The organism is Caulobacter sp. Root655, assembly GCF_001427665.1.
Taxonomy (GTDB): domain Bacteria; phylum Pseudomonadota; class Alphaproteobacteria; order Caulobacterales; family Caulobacteraceae; genus Caulobacter.
The window spans coordinates 476242-494025 of the sequence record NZ_LMHC01000021.1 but is presented as its reverse complement, the minus strand read 5'-3'; the positions used below and the strand labels follow the sequence as shown (position 1 = coordinate 494025).

Here is a 17784-nt window from a genome sequence, read left to right as displayed (position 1 = left end):
CCCTATCGTGATGTGAGGCGTACATGATGAAGAAGACGCTCTGGCTGATCGGCGCGGCGGCTCTGGCCATGGCCACGCCATCCTTCGCCGGCGAGGTGACGGGCAAGGTGGTCGGCCCGGGCGGCGCGGCGGTCGCCGGGGCCCGCGTGGTGGTCAACGACCTGCTGCGCGGCGATACGACGGGAAGGGACGGGGGCTTCAATCTTCCCCGCCTGCCCGCCGGTCAGTACGAGGTGCTGGTCACCGCCATGGGGCTGGCCAGCCAGCAACGGACGGTGACCGTTCCCGAGACCGGGACGGTCGGACTGGATATCAGCCTCGCGGCCAATACGGCCCTGGCCAAGGCCGCGGCGATGAACGCCGAGCCGGCGGCTGACCACCTGGCCCAGAAACAGGCCTATCTGGCGTCGATCAAACCCGTGGCGGGCCACAGGCCCAACATCGTCGTCCTGCTGTTCGACGATCTGGGCTACGGCGACCTGTCCTCGTACGGCAACCGGCTGATCAAGACGCCGAACATCGACGCTCTGGCGTCGCGCGGCCTGAAACTGACCCAGTTCTATTCGGGCTCGCCGGTCTGCACGCCGTCGCGCGCGGCCCTGCTCACCGGCCGCTATCCCACGCGCTCGCGCGCCGCCAACCACGTGTTCTTCCCGACCAACAATCCGATGGCGCTGCTCCGGCGCTCGGCCGGCTACGCCAACGCCATTCCCGCCGACGAGGTGCTGCTGCCCGAGGTGCTCTCGCGCGCCGGCTACCGGACCGGCGCCTTCGGCAAGTGGCACCTGGGCGACACGCCGGGCCATCGCCCGACGGACCTGGGTTTTCAGACCTATTTCGGCGTGCTTTACAGCAACGACATGACTCCGCTGCCGATCTATCGGGGCGTCGAGGTCGACACCCCGTCGAACAAGACCGATCAGCACACCCTGACCGAGCGCTTCACCGACGAGGCGATCGGCTTCATGCGGGCCAGCGCCGGCCAGCCGTTCTTCGCCTATGTCCCGTTCACCGCGCCGCACCTGCCACACTACCCCAACCCCAAGCACCAGGGCGTGTCGGAGGGTGGCGCCTATGGCGACGTGGTCGAGGACCTCGACGCCAATGTCGGCCGGATCATGAAGACGATCGACGAACTGGGGATCGCCGACGACACCATCGTCGTCGTCACCAGCGACAACGGCGGCGACCAGGGCGGCAGCGTGGGCGACCTGCGGGGCCGCAAGGGCGAGACCTACGAGGGGGGCATGCGGGTGCCCGGCTTCGTGATCTGGCCCGGCAAGACCAAGTCGGGATCGGTCAGCGACGCGATGGCGATGAACATCGACCTCTTCCCGACGCTGCTGACGATGCTGGGCGTTCCGTTGCCGAAGGACCGCGAGATCGACGGCCGCGATATGGCGCCGATGCTGTCGGGCGGACCTTCGCCGCACGACTACCTCTACTACGTGACCGCCTATTCGGGCGAGTTCCAGGCCGTGCGCGACAGGGGCTTCAAATACCGGACCGTGGTCTCGGAGAAGTGGCCGCTGGCCCCGACCGGAACCGCCGCGCCCTACGGCGCCCGATCGGCCCTCTACAACATGAACGGCGACAACGAGTCCCACGACGTCAGCCTGAAGCATCCCGAAGAGGCCAAGACGCTCGCCGCAAGGCTGGCGGCCTTCCGCGCCGACGCCGAGGGCAATACGCGTGGCTGGGCGCCCACGACCACCGCGAACTCCCAGGAAAACCGATGATCAGACCCCTGACTTCCCTGCTGCGCGCCTTGGCGGCGGTGTTCCTGGCGGCCGCCTGGGCGGTCTCGGCCCGCGCCGAGCCGCCGCCCGCGAGCCGTCCCAACATCGTCTTCGTGCTGGTCGACGACCTGCGCTTCGACGCGATGGGCTTCCTGACGCCCGGCCTGCGGACGCCCAATATCGACTTCCTGGCCAGGAACGGGGTCTATTTCCCCAACGCCGTGGTGACCTCGTCGCTGTGTTCGCCCAGCCGGGCGACCATCCTGACCGGGATGACCGCGCGCAATCACGGGGTCATCGACAACAACAATTCATCCGAGGCCGGCCTGACCTTCTTTCCCAAGTACCTGCAGGGCGCCGGCTACCAGACCGCCTTCGTGGGCAAGTGGCACATGGGCGACGCCAGCGACGGCCCCCGGCCGGGCTTCGACCACTGGGTCAGCTTCCTGGGCCAGGGCAACTACCTGCCGACCGACGCATTGTCGCCCCAACAGGTCGCGGCCGGGCAGCGCAACATGCTCAATGTCGACGGCCAGCACGTGCCCCAGAAGGGCTACATGACCGACGAACTCACCGACTATTCGATCAATTGGCTGGAGCACGGCCGCGACAAGTCTAAGCCGTTCTTCCTGTATCTGTCGCACAAGGCCGTGCATTCCGACGTCAAGGCGGCGGATCGCTACGCCGATCAATACAAGGATCTGGACATCAAGCTGCCGGCCAGCATGGCCGACACGCCCGAAAACAACCGCGGCAAGCCGATGTGGGTGCGCAACCAGCGTAACAGCTGGCACGGGGTGGACTACTTCTACAATCAGGACAAGCCGCTGAAGGCGTACGTGCGCGAGTACTATCGTGGGCTCAGCGCGGTGGATGACAGCGTCGGGCGGGTTCTGGCCTACCTGCGCGCCAACCACCTGGAAGACAACACCATCATCGTCTTCTACAGCGACAACGGCTTCCAGTTCGGCGAGCACGGCCTGATCGACAAGCGCGACGCCTACGAGGCCTCGATCCGCGTGCCGATGGTCGCCTACGCCCCGGGGCGGTTCCCCAAGGGCGCGGTGGTCGAGAGCCGGGTCCGCAACCTCGACCTGGCGCCGACCTTCCTGGACGCCGCCGGCGCGGCGCGTCCCCCGCAGTTCGAGGGCCAGAGCGTCCTGCCGCTGGCGACCGGCAAGATCAAGCCGTCGGACTGGAAGGAGGACGACTTCGTCTACGAATATTACTGGGAATGGACTTTCCCCCAGACCCCGACCACCTTCGCCATCGAGCGCGGACGGGTGAAGTATATCCAGTACCACGGGATCTGGGACCTCGATGAACTGTACGACCTGGCCAAGGATCCCGACGAGATGAACAACCTCATCGACGATCCGGCCTATCTCCAGACCAAGATCGATCTGCGCAAGGCGCTGTTCGCCAAGCTCGCCAACAACAAGGGGCAGCGCGCCGTGCCGTTCACCGAACGCAGCAGCCAGGGCCAGGTCTTCCGTAGCCTCGACGGCGCCAAGGCGGCCGAGTTCCCGCAAGGCTGGCTGCGGCCGGCCAACCCAGTCGACCGCTTCAACGGGCTGTTCCCGGACTCGCCGGCCAAGCTGGAGGCCGAGAAAAAGGGCCAGCCCTACTTCCCCCGGCGTCAGTGAGGCGCAGATGAGCTCGACGGCCGGGATGACCAGGATCGAGGGGCGCGACTTCGCCATGGGATCGGCGCGCTTCTATCCGGAAGAGGCGCCGGTCCGCCGGGTGCGGGTGGACGGCTTCTGGATCGACGAGACGCCGGTCACCAACCGGCGGTTCGCCGCCTTTGTCCGCGAGACAGGTTATGTCACCGACGCCGAGATCGCGCCTGACCCGCGCGACTATCCCGGCATGCCCGCCTCGATGGCCAAGGCGGGGTCCCTGGTCTTTCAACCGCCGAAGGGACCGGTGTCGCTGGACGCGCCGCTATCGTGGTGGGCGTTCACCTTCGGGGCCAACTGGCGAAGGCCCCACGGCAAGGGCAGTTCGACCCTGAGTCTGCAGGACCACCCGGTGGTTCACGTCTCGTACCGCGACGCCGAGGCCTATGCCGCCTGGGCGGGCCAGTCCCTGCCCACCGAGGCGGAATGGGAACTGGCCGCGCGGGGCGGGCTGGAGGATGCGGATTTCGCCTGGGGCGACGCATTGGCGCCGAGCGGCCGGATGCTGTGCAACTACTGGCAGGGCGACTTTCCCCTACAGAACCTGCGCCTGGACGGCTTCGAGCGGACCTCGCCCGTCCGCCGTTTTCCGCCGAACGGTTACGGCGTCCACGACATGATCGGCAATGTCTGGGAGTGGACGTCGGACTGGTGGTCGCTTCCGATCCCGAAGGGGGCGGGGTGCTGCGTGCCCAAGAACCCTCGTGGCGGCCTCATGGAAGACAGTCTGGATCCCGGGCAGCCCGACGTTCCGATTCCGCGCAAGGTGCTGAAGGGCGGTTCGCACCTATGCGCCGAAAACTATTGCCAGCGCTACCGGCCCGCCGCCCGTATCCCGCAGACGGTCGAGAGCGCCACCAGCCACATCGGGTTCCGCTGCGTGATCCGGGAGCCCGGCGCCTAGAGCCGACTACGCAACGTGGCGCCGTTACGTAGAAAGACGGGCAATCGGCGGTTTCAAACCGGAAAGGCCACCGAAGCGCTAGCGCTTTTGAGGCCATTCCGAGACACCTTCGTCGAAGGGCTGGATACGGCCAGGGACGCCTGCCGGCGTTGTTCGATCCACGCTTCCACTTCGGCAAGGTTCCAGGCGACGCGCCTATTTGTCAGATTGAAGCGGCGAGGGAAACCGGCCGCTCCGCTTGCTTCCCCGGTTCGCCACCGCCGGGAGCGATTTTCGCTTTCTTACAATTCGCGCCGGGCGCGCGCCGATAGCCTGATCTCAGTCAATCAAGACAGGGAGCCAGGGCCATGAACCGGCGCGAATTTGGCAAGAACATCCTCGCGGCGAGCCTTCTGAGCAGCCTTGTCACCCAACCCGCACGCTCGAAGGAAAGCCACACCATGGAACAGCCGACGCCCTTCAAGATCGCCTTTTCGGATGCGCAACTGGCCGATCTGAAATCGCGCCTTCAGCACACGCGCTGGCCCGACGAGCCCGCCGACGCGGCTTGGATGTTCGGAACCAATCTCGGCTACATGAAATCGCTGACCGACTACTGGCTGAACCAGTACGACTGGCGCAAGGCCGAGGCGCGCCTGAACGCCATGCCGAACTACAAGGTCAAGATCGATCAGATCGACCTGCACTTCGTCCACAAGCCCTCCAAGAAGAAGGACGCCCCCGCGCTGCTGCTGCTGCATGGCTGGCCAGACAGCTTCTATCGTTATCACAAGGTCATCGACGCGCTGGCCGAGGACTTCCACGTCGTCGTGCCGTCCATCCCCGGCAGCGGCTTCTCGGGCCGGACGGCGCTTCCTGTCGATCAGACCGCCGACATCTTCGCCCAACTCATGGGCGACGTGCTGGGCCACGAGCGTTTCATCGTCGCGGGCGGCGATCTGGGCGCGGTCATCGCCATGTCGCTGACCCAGCGCCATCCGGAAAAGCTGCTGGGCATCCACCTCACCGACGTCGGCTATCCCGACCACACCACCGACTTCACCGTCCTCAGCGGGCCCGAGCAGGCCTATGCCGGCGCCATCCAGCAATGGTTCTTCGCCCACGGCGCCTTCAACCTCGTGCAGGCGACGAAGCCGCAAAGCCTGGCCTTCGCCATGAACGACTCGCCGGTCGGGCTGGCCGCCTGGATCATGAGCTTCATGGCCGGCATGGGGGTCGGCGACGAGGCGGACGCACGGTTCGGCCGCGACGACCTTCTGACCAACATCATGATCTACTGGCTGACGGAGACGGCCGCGTCGTCCTTCCGCATCTACAATCAGAACGCCATGCACGCGCCGACGATCAAGGGCGAGAACAACAAGGTTCCGGTCGCGGTGGCGACCGAGGCGCCGATCCCCGGCGGGGTGCGCCTGCCCCGCGAATGGGCGGACCGGCAGACCGCCGGCAATGTCGTGCAGTTCCACGACATGGAAAAGGCGGGCCACTTCGCGGCGTGGGAAGATCCCCAATTCTATACCCAGGACATCAAGGCCTTCGCCGCCTTGCTGACCCAGTAGATCACGGGTTCGCGTCACGACCGCCGAGCGCGACCTCGCTCGGCGGTCAGATCTTGTGAACCGCGTCGAGATTCGAAGGCAGAGCACCCATGATTTTCTTGATGGACTTGATCATGTGCGGCTGGTCCGTATAGCCCAGATCAACCGCCACCCCGGCCGGAACTTCACCGGCCTTCAGCCGCCGCACGGCTTCCTGCGCGCGGCGGATCATCTGAAAACTCTTCTGGGTGATCCCCGTTGTCTGCTTGAAATGCTGCTGCACCGAGCGCGGGGAGGCGGCCTTCGGGGCTTCGCTGAAGGCCCTGGCGACCAGGTCGTTGGAGAGCAGCAGGCCGGCCGCGATCATGGCGTCGACCAACGGCTCGACGTTCTCGAAGGTGGGCAACGGCAGGTCCACGCCGTCCAGCACGAACATCCCGTCCCGCACCGGCAGTATCCGGATCTCGGGGCCGACCCGCGGCTGTCTGTCCTGCGCGAGATAGACATGGGCGGAGAAGGAGATGACGACCGAGCTCTCCCCGTCCTGATACGGCACCTCGACGGGCTCGATGGCCTGCCCACTCAGAAACACCATGGATTCGCCGTCCGGCGCGATGCTGCGGATCAAGTCCCACGAGCCGTCGGGTGTCGCCGAATACAGCCCGTCACTGAGGCAAACCGTCTGCCATACCGTGTCGATCCAAGGGTGCGAGGATCGCCGGCTCGTGTGTTTTTGGACCATGGTCGTCGATCCTCTGCAGCTTGAAACAACCCATCGTGCTTCAGTTCCGGCGTCGATGGAATCCACCAACGCTTCCATGTCCCACGTCTCGATCCTGGCCTCGAGTCCGGAGCTGGGCTGATGATTGTTTGCGACCCCCATGGCGGACATTCGTCGCGCCGAAACTAAATGTCCGCTGTTGGCGCAAACGTGACGGTGGACTGATCGACTACGCCTTCCAACCGCGTCCGACGCTGCCGGTTTCCGAGGGCGAGAAGACCCGCATCAGGTTCTTCGTGAATGTCGGCGCCGGTCAGCCGGCGCCCCGCTCTCGGGGAGGAATCACGTCCGAGAAGCAGCCAGGGCCTTGCGGGCGCGATAGACCCGCGTTTCGATCGACTTGGCCGAGATGCCGAGGATCGCGGCGGCCTCGTGGTGGGACAGGCCCTCGAAGGCGGTCAGCAGCAGCGGCGCCTTCAAGGCGTCTGGCAGCCGGGCGACCGCCTGGTCGAGAAGGCCCATGGCCTGGCGCTGCTGCAAGGCATCGTCGGCCGCTTGGCCAGGATCGATCGCCGAGGCCAGATCGTCCTCGCCGCCGCCGAAGAAGAAGCGGCGAACGGCCATCCGGCGACCGCGATCGCGCGCCTTGTTGATGGCGATGGTCCGTAGCCAGGGGCCGAACGACCGCGCCGTGTCGTAGCGGCCCAGCGCGGCCCAGGCGGCGATGAAGGCCTCGTGGACGGCCTCGTAGGCCTCGTCGCTGTCGCCGGTATAGCGGCGCAGCAAGCGATAGAGGCCCTCCTTGTGGCGAGCGACCAGTTGCGAGAACGCTCGCTCGTCACCCCCCGCGGCCAAGGCCGCGAGCGCTTCGTCGCTCGGGGCGCTCGCGATCACTGGGCCTGTTCGGTGAGGTTCTTGACGACCGTATCGTCGAAGCGGGCGGCCTGCTGCGGGGTCAGTACGCCGCGCATGGCGATGACGTGCTGGATGCTTTCCTTCTGCAGCGCGCCCATCGCCATGTGGAAGCGATCGATCGCCGCCTGGACCTTGGGCGTGTAGCTGTGCTGCTCCTGGATGGCCTGGGCCAGTTCGGCGTTGGCGGCGCGCATCTCCGCTTCGCGCGCCTTGCGCTTGGCCGCGTAGTCGCGTTCGAGCCCATCGATCCGCCGCTCCTGGTCCGGGGTCAGGTCCAGCTTTTGGTGGACCATCTGGTGGAGCGGGGCGGCGTGGTGCATGCGCCGCACCACATACTGGCCGCCGCCCCAGGCTCCGATCGCCGCGGCCAGCGTCGAAAGCACCAGGGTCAGGACGATGCCGCGGGTGATACTCACTCTTCGCCCTCGAGCAGGGTCGACGGCGCCAGGTGGGCCGAAACCGAGAACGTGCTGAACTGTTGGGGCGCCGAGGCCGTGGTGGTCGCGGCCAGGCCGCCGGCCGTCACGCCCATGGCCAAGGCCAGGCCGATGGAGGCAACCCGGACCGGAGCCAGGGCGGAGCCGGTGTTCAGGTCGGCGCGGCGGCGCGCGATGCCTCGCGAAACCTCCAGTTCCAGACCGTCCAGCGAGCGGTCAAGCGGCTGCGCCGCCAACCGCTCGACGAGGTCATCGATGTTCAAGGTCATGTTCGGCCCTTCGTCCAGCAGATGTCCCGCCGACTATACGCGGCAGAACCCCCCGATCCCGCAAGTCTTGGCCGCACAATCGACCGGGGACGCGCCGGGGCTTTCGGCGCGCCCTGCCTTGAACCTTCCTGTGATTGGAACCTACGGGCATGTGCGGGCGCTGGAGCGAAGGCCGCCGAGATACGGGCCATGGCCGACACCTTGCGCGAACTCTCCCGGGGCTGCGCAGACGACGAGCGCCCCGACTGCCCGACCCGCGCCGATGGGGAGCGTCATCGGGCATTGACGACGGAAGGACCTGTGGTCCGCCATGGTCAGAGCGCCGCCGGCGGGGCCAGCGTCCCCAGCCAGCTGACCAGGACCACGACCGAAAGGCCGGCGGCCGATTCCACGACGAGGCTTCGCCTCAGGGCCGCCAGGGCCGAAGCGGGGTCGAGGCCGGCGAGCGCCTGCTTCAGTCTGGGCGTCAGCACGAAGCGATTGAGCGCGGCCAGGCCCAGCATCAGCGCGAAGACGCAGAGCTTGGCCAGGAGCACGACGCCCCAGGCGGTCGAGACCGCCGCCATGACGTGGTCAGGCCCGACGAGGAACCAGCTGTTGACCAACCCCGTCAGGACAAGCGTCGCCACGACCAGGGCGCCAACGCCGGAAAACCCCTCCAGCGCCCGATGGAGCGCGCGCACGCCGGCGGCCTCGGCCTGCCGCGCGACCAGCACCAGAAGGAGCAGGGCGGCCAGCGCTCCGAGCCAGACCCCGGCGGCCAGAAGGTGGACGATGTCGGCGGCCAGCCTGAACAGCCCGGCCGCGCCTTCGCCGTCGGCGCCGTGCCCGCTCCAGGCGAAGCTGGCCAGGGCCACCGCGCCCAGCGCGGCGGCGGCGCGCCAGAGACTGGTCGAGCGCAGGATCGTGGCGAGGGCCAGGACCGCGAGGCTCGCGGTCGCCCGGCTCAGGACCGAGACGCCGAACTGGGTGCCGGTCGCCACCATCGTCAGGGCTTGCGGGTCGAGGGCGTCGGCGAGCGCGCCGGTCATCATCGCCGTTTGCGCCAGCAGCGCGAGGCCGCAGCCGATCGCCGTCAGCAGCCCGGCGACCACGACCAGCCCCCGGGTCCCGGCGCTGGACCGCGCCGCGCCGGGGCCTTCGGCGGGCAAGCCGTAGAGGTAGAATAGCGGCGCGCCAAACAGCGTCGCCGCCCCGGCATATTGGACGAGGCGCGCCAGGACGACGAGCAGCTCGGTCATCGCCCTAGCGGACCGTGAAGTTGTAGACGCCGTTCATGCGGTGGGCGTCGGCGGTGACCGCGTGCCAGCGGACCGTGTAGGCGCCAGGCGCGAGCGGCGCGGCCAGGGCGCCGTCGATGACCGCCCCGCCCTTGGCGATCGTGGTCTTGACCGGCACGGAGCCGCCGGAGGCCTTGGCGATCTCGAAGCCGGAGAACTTCGGTTCGAGCCTCTCGCTGAACTTCAGGCTGATCGCCCTGGGGGCGGCGACCGTGGCGTCGGGCGCGGGATTGGCGCTCACCAGCTTGGCGTGGGCCGCGGCCTGGGAAGCGACCAGCATCAGGCTGCCGGCGGCGATTGTCGCCAGGAGGATCGAGATGGTCTTGGTGGTCATCGGATATCTCCAAGGTGCGACGCCCGGTCGCTCGCAGATCATACGCGCGGCGAGGGTCTGGTCCCTCGCGTTGAAACGAAGAACCCGTTTGCGGCGGGCGTCAGCCGTGACGGGCGAAAACCCGGGTCGCGCCCCTGGCGTCCAGCAGCAACAGGATGGCGCAGGGCTCGACGCCGGCCTCCGGGTACTTCCATGCCGGGCGAGCCGATTGGCATGCCGGGGACCGCGGCGGCCTTGGTCAGAACCAGGCGCGAACGCCGAGCACCAGGCGGGTGTCCTCGACATCCTCGCCGGCGGCGCGGGCGTAGTCAGCGGTCTTGCCGAACTTGCGGTCGTGGGTGACGCCGATATAGGGGGCGAACTCACGGCGGATCTCGTAGCGAAGCCGCAGGCCCAGCTCGACGTCCGACAGGCCAGATCCCATGCCGGTCGACACGTCGTTCGACGCGGCGAGGTTGAATTCGGCGCGCGGCTGCAGGATCAGGCGCTGGGTGATGCGCTGGTCGTAGGACCCTTCCAGCCGTCCCGACAGGTCGCCCTTGTCGGACAGGAAGGCCGCGCCGCTCACCTCGAACCAGTAGGGCGCCAGCCCCTCGAACCCGACGGTCGCATAGGTGCGGGCGGGGCGGGGCTGGAAATCATGCCGCACCCCGGCCTGCAGATTGAAATAGGGACCGACCGCACGGGAATAGAGCGCCTGGAGTTCAGCGTGATCCAGGCCGCCGCCGACGACGCCTTCGCCTTCCGACTTGAGCACCAGGCGGTGGATGTCGCCGCCGAACCAGGCCTCGCCTTCCCAGCGATAGCTGTCCTTACCGGATTGGGGCGCCCACTCGGCGATGTTGGCCATGACCATGGAACTGCTCGCGCCACCGTGCTCGCGTCGCAACAAGCCTCGCGCGGCGGCCATCGTGGCCGGCGGAAACACCCGGTCGGCGGCATGCTCGCCTGGCGGAGGCGGCGGCGACCCCGGGGGGACCTCCAGGTCTCCGATGGTCGGGCCGGCCTCGGCGGGCGCGCTCATATCCATGCCCGGCATGTCATGGCCGGCGTGCGGATCGGCGTCACTGGCCTCGGGCGTGGCCGTACCCGCCGCCGCTGGGACGGGGGCCATGTCATGATGCTGGTGACCCGTGGCCTTGGGCTTGGCGGTTTCCTCGGTCGGCGCCGTCGGCATGGTCATGCCTGGCATCGAAGAATGATCCACGGTCTGGGCGGCGACCGGCCCGGCCAGGGCCAGCGGAAACAGTCCCATCAGGATGAGCCGGCTCATGCCGCGCCTCCATTGAGGGGGCGCACGCTGAACACCTGAAACATGCCGCCGTGCATGTGGTAAAGCATGTGGCAGTGGAAGGCCCAGTCGCCGGGGTCGGCCGTGAAGTCCCAGGACACCTTGCCTCCGGGCAGCACGATCACCGTGTGTTTTCGCGGGCCGTAGCCGACCGGCGCATGGGTCAGCTCGAAGAAGTGGCCGTGCAGATGGATCGGGTGGGCCATCATGGTGTCGTTCACCAGCGTGACCCGTACCCGTTCGCCCTTTTCGAAGGCGTAGGGCTGGGTGACGTCGCTGAATTTTTGACCGTCGAACCCCCACATGAAGCGCTCCATGTTCCCGGTTAGCCGGATCTCCAGGGCGCGGGTCGGGGTTCGGGTGTCGGGGTTGGGCGTGACGGCCAGCAGATCCTTGTAGACCAGCACCCTGTGGCCGACGCTTTCCAGGCCTTGGCCGGGTTCCCCGGTGCGGTCAGTGGGCATTGGCGTGATCGTCTGCACGCCGGGACCAAGCTTGATCCACGGCGCGTTCCGCGGGTCGCGCATCGACATCTTCATGCCGCCCATATCGCCCATGACGTCGGAGCCGCGCGGCTTGGGCGCGGCCATGCCGGGCGCCGCGGCCATCGCGGCCATGTCATGGCCCATGGCGGCGTGGTCCATGCCCGCCGCCGCGCCCGGGGCGCCGCCCATGCCATGCATGGCGCTCATGTCCATGCCCATGTCCTTCATGGTGGCCAGCGGACGCTCGCGCAGCGGGGGGACCGGCGCGGTCATGCCCGCTCGCGGGGCCAGGGTGGCGCGCCCCATGCCCGACCGATCGACGGCCTCGGCCACGAGCGTGAAGGCCTGGTCCTGCGTCGGCTGGACGATGATGTCGTAGGTCTCGGCGTTGCCGATCTGGAACTCGTCCACCTCGATGGGGCGCACGGCCTGCCCGTCGGCGGCCACGACCGTCATCTTCAGGCCGGGAATGCGAACGTTGAACATCATCTGGGCGGCGGCGTTGATGAACCGCAGCCTCACCCGCTCTCCGGGGGTGAACAGGCCGGTCCAGTTGTCGGCCGGACCATGGCCGTTGACCAGAAAGGTCATCACCGCGCCGGTGACGTCGGAGATGTCGGTGGGGTCCATGCGCATCTTGCCCCACTCCATCCGCTCCTGGAGCGTCTGGTCCTTGCCGGCCAGCAGGCTGGAGAGGGTCTGCTTGTCGTAGTTGAACACCCCGGCCTGCTGCTTCATGCGCCTGAAGATCAGGTGGGGGTGCATGAAGCTGAAGTCGGAGAGCACGATCACGTGCTCGCGGTCATGGGCGATCGGATCGGCATCCGCCGGTTCGATGACGATGGGGCCGTAGTGCCCCTCGGCCTCCTGCAGGCCCGAGTGGCTGTGATACCAGTAGGTGCCCGACTGCTTGATCGGGAACTCGTAGACGAAGGTTTCGCCGGGCGGAATGCCGGGGAAGCTGACGCCTGGAACGCCGTCCATCTGGAAGGGCACCAGCAGACCGTGCCAGTGGATCGAGGTCTCCTCGTCCAGGGTGTTGGTCACCGAGAGCCGAACCGTCTGGCCTTCCTTCAGGCGGATCAGCGGGCCGGGTGTCATCCCGTTGATGGTCACCGCGTGGCTGGTCTTGCCGTCGATCGTCACCGGCGTGTGGCCGATGGTCAGCTTGATGTCCTGGCCCGACACCGTTGGCAGGGTCGAGACCAGGCCCGGCGTCGCGCTCCGCGCCCAGGTCGGCAGGAGAGCCCCGGTCGCGAGGCTCGCGCCCATCACGGCGGCGCCCCTTAACAACTGCCGGCGATCAAACTTCATCGTCAAATCCTAAGCAACGGGCGACCGGGATCTGGTTCAACGCGATCCCGTCCTGGCCAATACGTCCGGGGGGAGGGCGAACCCTCACGGTTTCCGGCGTTTCGTGGTCGCGTTCCAAAGTGGGAGCGCCGATCCGCCAGGTTCAGGAAGGCTCGTGATCGGCGTCGAGATCTAGCCGGACGGGCGCTCACAGGAGGCCCCGCGAGGCGGCGATCAACCGTCGGCGCGGCGCCTTGGACGGTGACGCTGACGCGCCAATCCTCGGCCGTGATCCTGGCGGCCAGGTTCTCGGCGCCGACGCCCTGGCCTTCGGCGGCTGGCGGGTCGGTCTGCTCGGTGACGACCGCCGCTGGGGCGCTTGCAAAGTTGCAAGGCCGCGCGCTAACACTTCATGCGGGTGGCGCGCGGCGTCGGTTGGCGATTGAGGGCGAGATGGCTTCGGATCTGGGACAGGTCGACGTTCAGGCCACGGGCGGCGACACCGATCCGGCCGCCAACAGCCGGGGGCGCGTCGCGGCCGAGGAAATCCGCCAGCGCATCCAATCGGCCGTCGGCCAGGTGGTGCTGGCGATGATCGGGGTGCCGCGCTACCGACACTCCTCCATCGCCGACCTCGAGCAACTGGTGTTGGAGCCGTTGATGCGCGACCGCGTCGCCATCGCCTCGACCAAGGCCAAGGACGGGAGCGATGTCACGGACGGCGCCCTGGCCGGCATCGCCATCTGGGCCAGCGTGTCCGACGCGGTGGACCAGAAGGTTCGCGAAGAGATCAAGGCGGGCGTGTTCCCGATCCGCCTCAAGCCCGACGAGTGGGCCAGCGGCGACCGGATCTGGCTGTTCGACGTCATCGCGCCCTCGCGGCAGATGGCTTCGTCGGTGCTGGCCAACTTCAAGCAGGTGGTGAAGACAGGCGGCGAGGTCCACATCCACCCGATGGTGGCGCGCATGGTCGATGCCGAGCTGCTGAAGAAGATGGGCGCGGTGGGTGAGGGAATGACCTCGTCTCTGGCCACGGCCGAGGCCGGTGGCTCGGCTTGACGCTGGGCTGTGCGAGGGAAAATGTCTCAGCGTTGCAATAAATCTTAATGACACTCTTGTCCGGTCGCGGCGGTCCGGATAGCTTGCGAATGGCAAAGCACTCAACCTAGAGAAATCCGCAGGATGCGGCTCCGTGGAGCCCTTTCGGCGAGGGCGGTTGGCGTGCGCGCGTCGGGGTGGACATGCTTACGGTGGGGCGTGGCGAACACGGTTGGGCTTGGGCGTCGACTGCTTCAAGGGCAGTTCCGATGATGTCGCGTCGCGGTCTGCTCTGGCTGTCCACGGGCCTGGCGATGCTGGGTCTGGCCGGGTGCGAGACCGTCGGCGTCTATCGCTTCCGCCTGACGGTCGAGATCGACACCCCGCGCGGCGTTCGCGACGGCTCCAGCGTCATGCAGGTGCGCTACGGCGTTTCGTACAACATCAATGGCGGCGGCCAGCAAGCTGACGTGGATCTGGACGGCGAGGCGGTGTTCGTCGACCTGGGTGACGGACGGCACGTGATCGCCGTCCTCGGGCACCCCCTGCTACGCAGCGGCGCCTATGAGCAGCGATTCCTGCCCGCCGACGCCTTCTTCCCCGACTATTCGAGCCTGCGGCAGATCCGGGCTCTGAAGGCTTCGGGCAAAAAGCTGCAAGGCGCCGCCGATCTGGCGGTCGAACAGATTCCGTCCCTGGCCACGTTCGAGCGGCCGGCCGACCCCACGTCGGCGCGGGTCGTCTACGGCAGGGCTATACGCATGGTCGCCGACGGGGCGGGTGAGCGGGAGACCCGGGTTCATATCGACGAGATCGCCGAGGTCTTTGGGGCCGGTTACGCCCTGCGGCGCGTGCGCCTTGAAATCGTTCCGGAAAACACGCCGATCACGCGACAGATAAAACAGAGACTTCCGTGGCTGAACGACCCGAACGTGATGAAAAACCCCGGCTGGGCCCTCCTGCCTGAACTGTCAAGAATTGTCATAAATCTGCTCGTATCCAAATAGCAGGGTCATCCAGATGGCGATTTCAGAAGAACTGTTCCTCGCTATCCTGGCCATGGATGCTTACAATCGGGGCTATAAGCCCACCGTCGCCCTGCCGACCGGTAACCGGATCGGCGGCGCCGAGGTGAAAGACTCGTCCAGCACGCTCCTGGGCCAGGGCGCGGACGAAAGTATCTCCTTCTTCGCCCAGGCCTATGCTTGGAACGGCAAGACGATCATTTCGTATCGTGGCACGGACGACATCCCCGGCGGTGATTTCGTGTCCGGATGGTCGGTCGGGGCGGGAAGCCCCTTTAGCCAGGCGGGCATGGCCCGCGAGTTTTTCGAGAAGGCGACGGGGCGGTCGGTCTACAATTCCAACCCGTCGGATGTGCTGGTCACGGGCCACTCGCTGGGCGGCGGGCTGGCCGGCCACGTTTCGGCCTTGAGCGGGGCGCGCGGCGTGGGTTTCGACCACATGCCGTTCGGCCTCTCGGCCATCCTGGCGACCGGGGTCGAGGCCGCGCGCCGGGCCGCGGCCTATTTCACCGACACGCCCGAGACGCTGCAGCAATACAACCTGCGTTTCCCCACTCCGGACAACTTCCAGGGCTTCTCGCTTGAGTACGAGGTCAATGCGGGCCTGCGCAACGGGACCATCGCCATCGCGGCCGGCGGCGTCCTCGGCGCCCTGGCCTCGCTCGTCTCGGGACCGCTGGGCGTGGGGCTGTTCACGCTGGGCAACCTGATTTCGATCGGCCAGACCTCATACGAGGCCTATGTCGACAACACGGTGATGAGCACCTACGGCTGGAGCGCGCCCGGTATCGCACCGACAACGCGCCACAGCATGAGCCTGCTGGCGACGCTGCGCTACGCCGAGGATTTCGGCCATGCCGACTGGCAGGTGATCGCAGACAGCTTCCTGGACGCCCTGTTCGACCAGGTGATCGCCGAACAGGCGGGAGCGGAGACCTTCCGCGGTAAAGACGCCGCCGACTTCGCCAGCATCATGCTCAGCGCGATCGCCTATTCGGCGCTCGACGAGGACCTGGTGTTCGGCGACACGGGAATCCGGGCGTTGTTCAACGACGGCGACGAACTGGGCCGGCTGGTGCAGAGCGGCCGGGCGCCCGAGGCGCTCAAGGACGCCCTCGCCGGTCTGTCGAAGGTGATCGCCCAGTTCGCCGGCCAGATGGCGCTGCAGCGCGTGGAATCGGCGAAGCACCAAGCCCTGTCGCCGCTGGAAGGCGTGCTGTTCTTCACCAAGGACGGCGAGTTGGTGGACGACGTGACCACCGCCGACACTCTGGCCATCGACCTGAACAAGAACCTCTGGAACATGTCGGACGATCCGACGCATCCGGTCGATCCCGATCGCGAGGTTCGCGTCGAAGGCATCACCTCGATCATCGAGGCCTTCTTCAGCCAGCGGCCGGTCGACGCCATGCCCTGGGAGAAGACCGAGAGCGAGGCCCTGGCGGCCCTGCAGAAGCTGTACGCGCCCGACGCCGACGCCACCAACGTCAACCGCGTGGACTTCGCCCTGGGGGAGGGGGCCCTCGACCTGATCATGGCGCCGCGCAACCCGACGCCGTCGCTGGAGGCCTATGATCCGACCACGGCGGGTCTGTTCGTCGGCCTGGACGGCGGCGACCGGATCGTCGGCTCATACGAGAACAACATCATCGCCGGCGGCGACGGCGACGACATCCTGTACGGGATGTTCGGCAAGGACATCCTGATCGGCGGCTACGGCGACGACGTCATGGTCGACAACCTGGGCGCCCGCGAGGCCGCTCTGGCCTCGATCGCCGGCATCGATGACGACATCTACATCGGCGGCCAGGTCGAAGGGCCCTGGCTGTTGAATTTCCTGGTCTGGCTGCTGATCGGCGCGGTCCCCGACGTCGACGAGGTCCGCTACAGCGTCCAGGACGATCCGGACGACTCCGAGACCCTGGCCGCCAAGGGCGTGCAGCTGATCTCGCTGGCCAACGGCAAGCTGGGCGACGCCGACACCGTCGAGGTGGTGGTCAAGGACCTCAACACCGACCTGCTGGGTGGACACGACACCCTGGTCAATGTCGAGCGCCTTGTGCTTTCCGAGCGCGGCGACGTGGTCAACGTCACCGACGACATGCTGAATGTCGCCATCTGGGTCGATATGGGCCAGGCCGGCGGGACCGAGTTTTCCAGCGCCGACTATGACAAGTTGAGCTTCGCGGGGCTGAGCCATGGCGTCGTGCTGGTCAACGGCGCCACCCAGAATAGTCCGGTCGTTGGTCCATTGCAGGGTGGAATCTCGGCGATCTCCATCCTTCTGGCCCTGATCCTCGACGTTCCCCCGTCGGTGGACGCGGTCCTGGGCGCGCTGCAGAGCAACAACCCGCTGCGCGTCACCGGGGCCGAACACATCACCCTGACCGACCACGACGACGTGCTGTGGCATGCCGGTTTCGGCGCCGCGGGCAGCTTCGTGACCGGCTGGCCCGAAGGTTTCGATTTCCCGCGCTATGGCGAGATCCACGCCGGCGGCGGCCATGACGTGATCTATGTGAGCCAGGGCGACTATGTGCATGCCGGCGAACGGATCGGCCCGGCCCCTGCCACGGGCCAGCCCGACAACCGCCCGGTCGCCACCCAGGACATGCGCTTGGAGGTCTTCGGCGAGGCGGGCGAGGACCGCCTGATCGCGCGCGGTGGCGAAGGCGTGATCCTGGTCGGCGGCGAGGGCGAGGACTTCCTGTTCAACACCTCGTGGAAGGGGCAGGTCTACGGCGACTCCCTGGACGGCACGGGCGCCAGGTCGACCGATGTGTTCTGGTACCATCCCGGCGTCTTCATCATGGACGCCGGCCCCGAAGACATC

15 protein-coding genes and 1 pseudogene (1 of these 16 only partly in view) are annotated in these 17784 nt (G+C 67.3%); 7 read left to right on the top strand and 9 right to left on the bottom strand.

The annotated features are described in order from the left end of the window. Positions 1-26 precede the first annotated feature (26 nt). The 3 genes from ASD79_RS13550 to ASD79_RS13540 are packed head-to-tail and all read left to right on the top strand — an operon-like array spanning position 27 to position 4325. Positions 27-1739 (top strand): sulfatase-like hydrolase/transferase, encoded by a 1713-nt coding sequence (locus tag ASD79_RS13550; protein WP_235524444.1) that lies wholly within the window; start codon positions 27-29, stop codon positions 1737-1739. Continuing rightward, a complete protein-coding gene (locus ASD79_RS13545; RefSeq protein ID WP_056722457.1) occupies positions 1736-3385 on the top strand; it encodes a sulfatase in 1650 nt (549 codons plus the stop codon). Before ASD79_RS13550 ends, ASD79_RS13545 begins: the two co-directional genes overlap by 4 nt. Before the next feature lie 7 nt (positions 3386-3392). Continuing rightward, complete coding sequence (locus ASD79_RS13540) at positions 3393-4325, top strand: formylglycine-generating enzyme family protein (RefSeq protein ID WP_200952302.1); 933 nt, start codon at positions 3393-3395, stop codon at positions 4323-4325. Positions 4326-4378: 53 nt separating this feature from the next. On the opposite strand, the pseudogene ASD79_RS23425 reads toward ASD79_RS13540, so the two are convergent. After that, positions 4379-4543 (bottom strand): annotated as a pseudogene (locus ASD79_RS23425) (helix-turn-helix transcriptional regulator); the annotation flags it as partial. 129 nt (positions 4544-4672) lie between these two features. On the opposite strand from ASD79_RS23425, the gene ASD79_RS13535 reads away from it, so the two are divergent. Then, a complete protein-coding gene (locus ASD79_RS13535; protein ID WP_056722455.1) occupies positions 4673-5884 on the top strand; it encodes an epoxide hydrolase family protein in 1212 nt (403 codons plus the stop codon). Positions 5885-5930: 46 nt separating this feature from the next. Here ASD79_RS13535 and ASD79_RS13530 read toward each other — a convergent pair whose 3' ends face one another. From ASD79_RS13530 to ASD79_RS13495, 8 genes are all read right to left on the bottom strand, one after another. Further along, entirely contained in the window at positions 5931-6683 is a 753-nt protein-coding gene (locus tag ASD79_RS13530; protein ID WP_235524443.1) for an AraC family transcriptional regulator, read from the bottom strand. 243 nt (positions 6684-6926) lie between these two features. Next, positions 6927-7478 (bottom strand): RNA polymerase sigma factor, encoded by a 552-nt coding sequence (locus tag ASD79_RS13525; protein ID WP_056722453.1) that lies wholly within the window; start codon positions 7476-7478, stop codon positions 6927-6929. Next, complete coding sequence (locus ASD79_RS13520; protein WP_056722451.1) at positions 7475-7915, bottom strand: Spy/CpxP family protein refolding chaperone; 441 nt, start codon at positions 7913-7915, stop codon at positions 7475-7477. The genes ASD79_RS13525 and ASD79_RS13520 overlap by 4 nt, the downstream gene beginning before the upstream one ends. Then, a complete protein-coding gene (locus tag ASD79_RS13515) occupies positions 7912-8205 on the bottom strand; it encodes a hypothetical protein (RefSeq protein ID WP_056722449.1) in 294 nt (97 codons plus the stop codon). Before ASD79_RS13515 ends, ASD79_RS13520 begins: the two co-directional genes overlap by 4 nt. 314 nt (positions 8206-8519) lie before the next feature. Continuing rightward, positions 8520-9446 (bottom strand): copper homeostasis membrane protein CopD, encoded by a 927-nt coding sequence (gene copD / locus ASD79_RS13510; RefSeq protein WP_056722447.1) that lies wholly within the window; start codon positions 9444-9446, stop codon positions 8520-8522. Positions 9447-9450: 4 nt separating this feature from the next. Next, complete coding sequence (copC, locus tag ASD79_RS13505; protein WP_056722444.1) at positions 9451-9819, bottom strand: copper homeostasis periplasmic binding protein CopC; 369 nt, start codon at positions 9817-9819, stop codon at positions 9451-9453. A 238-nt stretch (positions 9820-10057) separates the two neighbouring features. Further along, positions 10058-11092, bottom strand: a complete 1035-nt coding sequence (locus ASD79_RS13500) for a copper resistance protein B (RefSeq protein ID WP_056722442.1) — start codon at positions 11090-11092, stop codon at positions 10058-10060. Continuing rightward, a complete protein-coding gene (locus tag ASD79_RS13495; RefSeq protein ID WP_056722440.1) occupies positions 11089-12909 on the bottom strand; it encodes a copper resistance system multicopper oxidase in 1821 nt (606 codons plus the stop codon). Before ASD79_RS13495 ends, ASD79_RS13500 begins: the two co-directional genes overlap by 4 nt. Before the next feature lie 432 nt (positions 12910-13341). Here ASD79_RS13495 and ASD79_RS13490 point away from each other — a divergent pair, with 432 nt between their 5' ends. The 3 genes from ASD79_RS13490 to ASD79_RS25435 all read left to right on the top strand — a co-directional run. Continuing rightward, the gene (locus ASD79_RS13490) at positions 13342-13947 is read left to right on the top strand and encodes a toxin-activating lysine-acyltransferase (protein ID WP_082584919.1); all 606 of its coding nucleotides are present in this window, start codon (positions 13342-13344) and stop codon (positions 13945-13947) included. A gap of 248 nt (positions 13948-14195) precedes the next feature. After that, entirely contained in the window at positions 14196-14933 is a 738-nt protein-coding gene (locus ASD79_RS13485) for a hypothetical protein (protein WP_056722438.1), read from the top strand. A gap of 13 nt (positions 14934-14946) precedes the next feature. Further along, positions 14947-17784 carry the 5' portion of a tandem-95 repeat protein gene (locus tag ASD79_RS25435; RefSeq protein ID WP_156400496.1) on the top strand. 24288 nt of this gene lie beyond the right edge of the window, so the window shows 2838 of its 27126 coding nt (coding positions 1-2838); its start codon is at positions 14947-14949; its stop codon lies beyond the right edge, outside the window.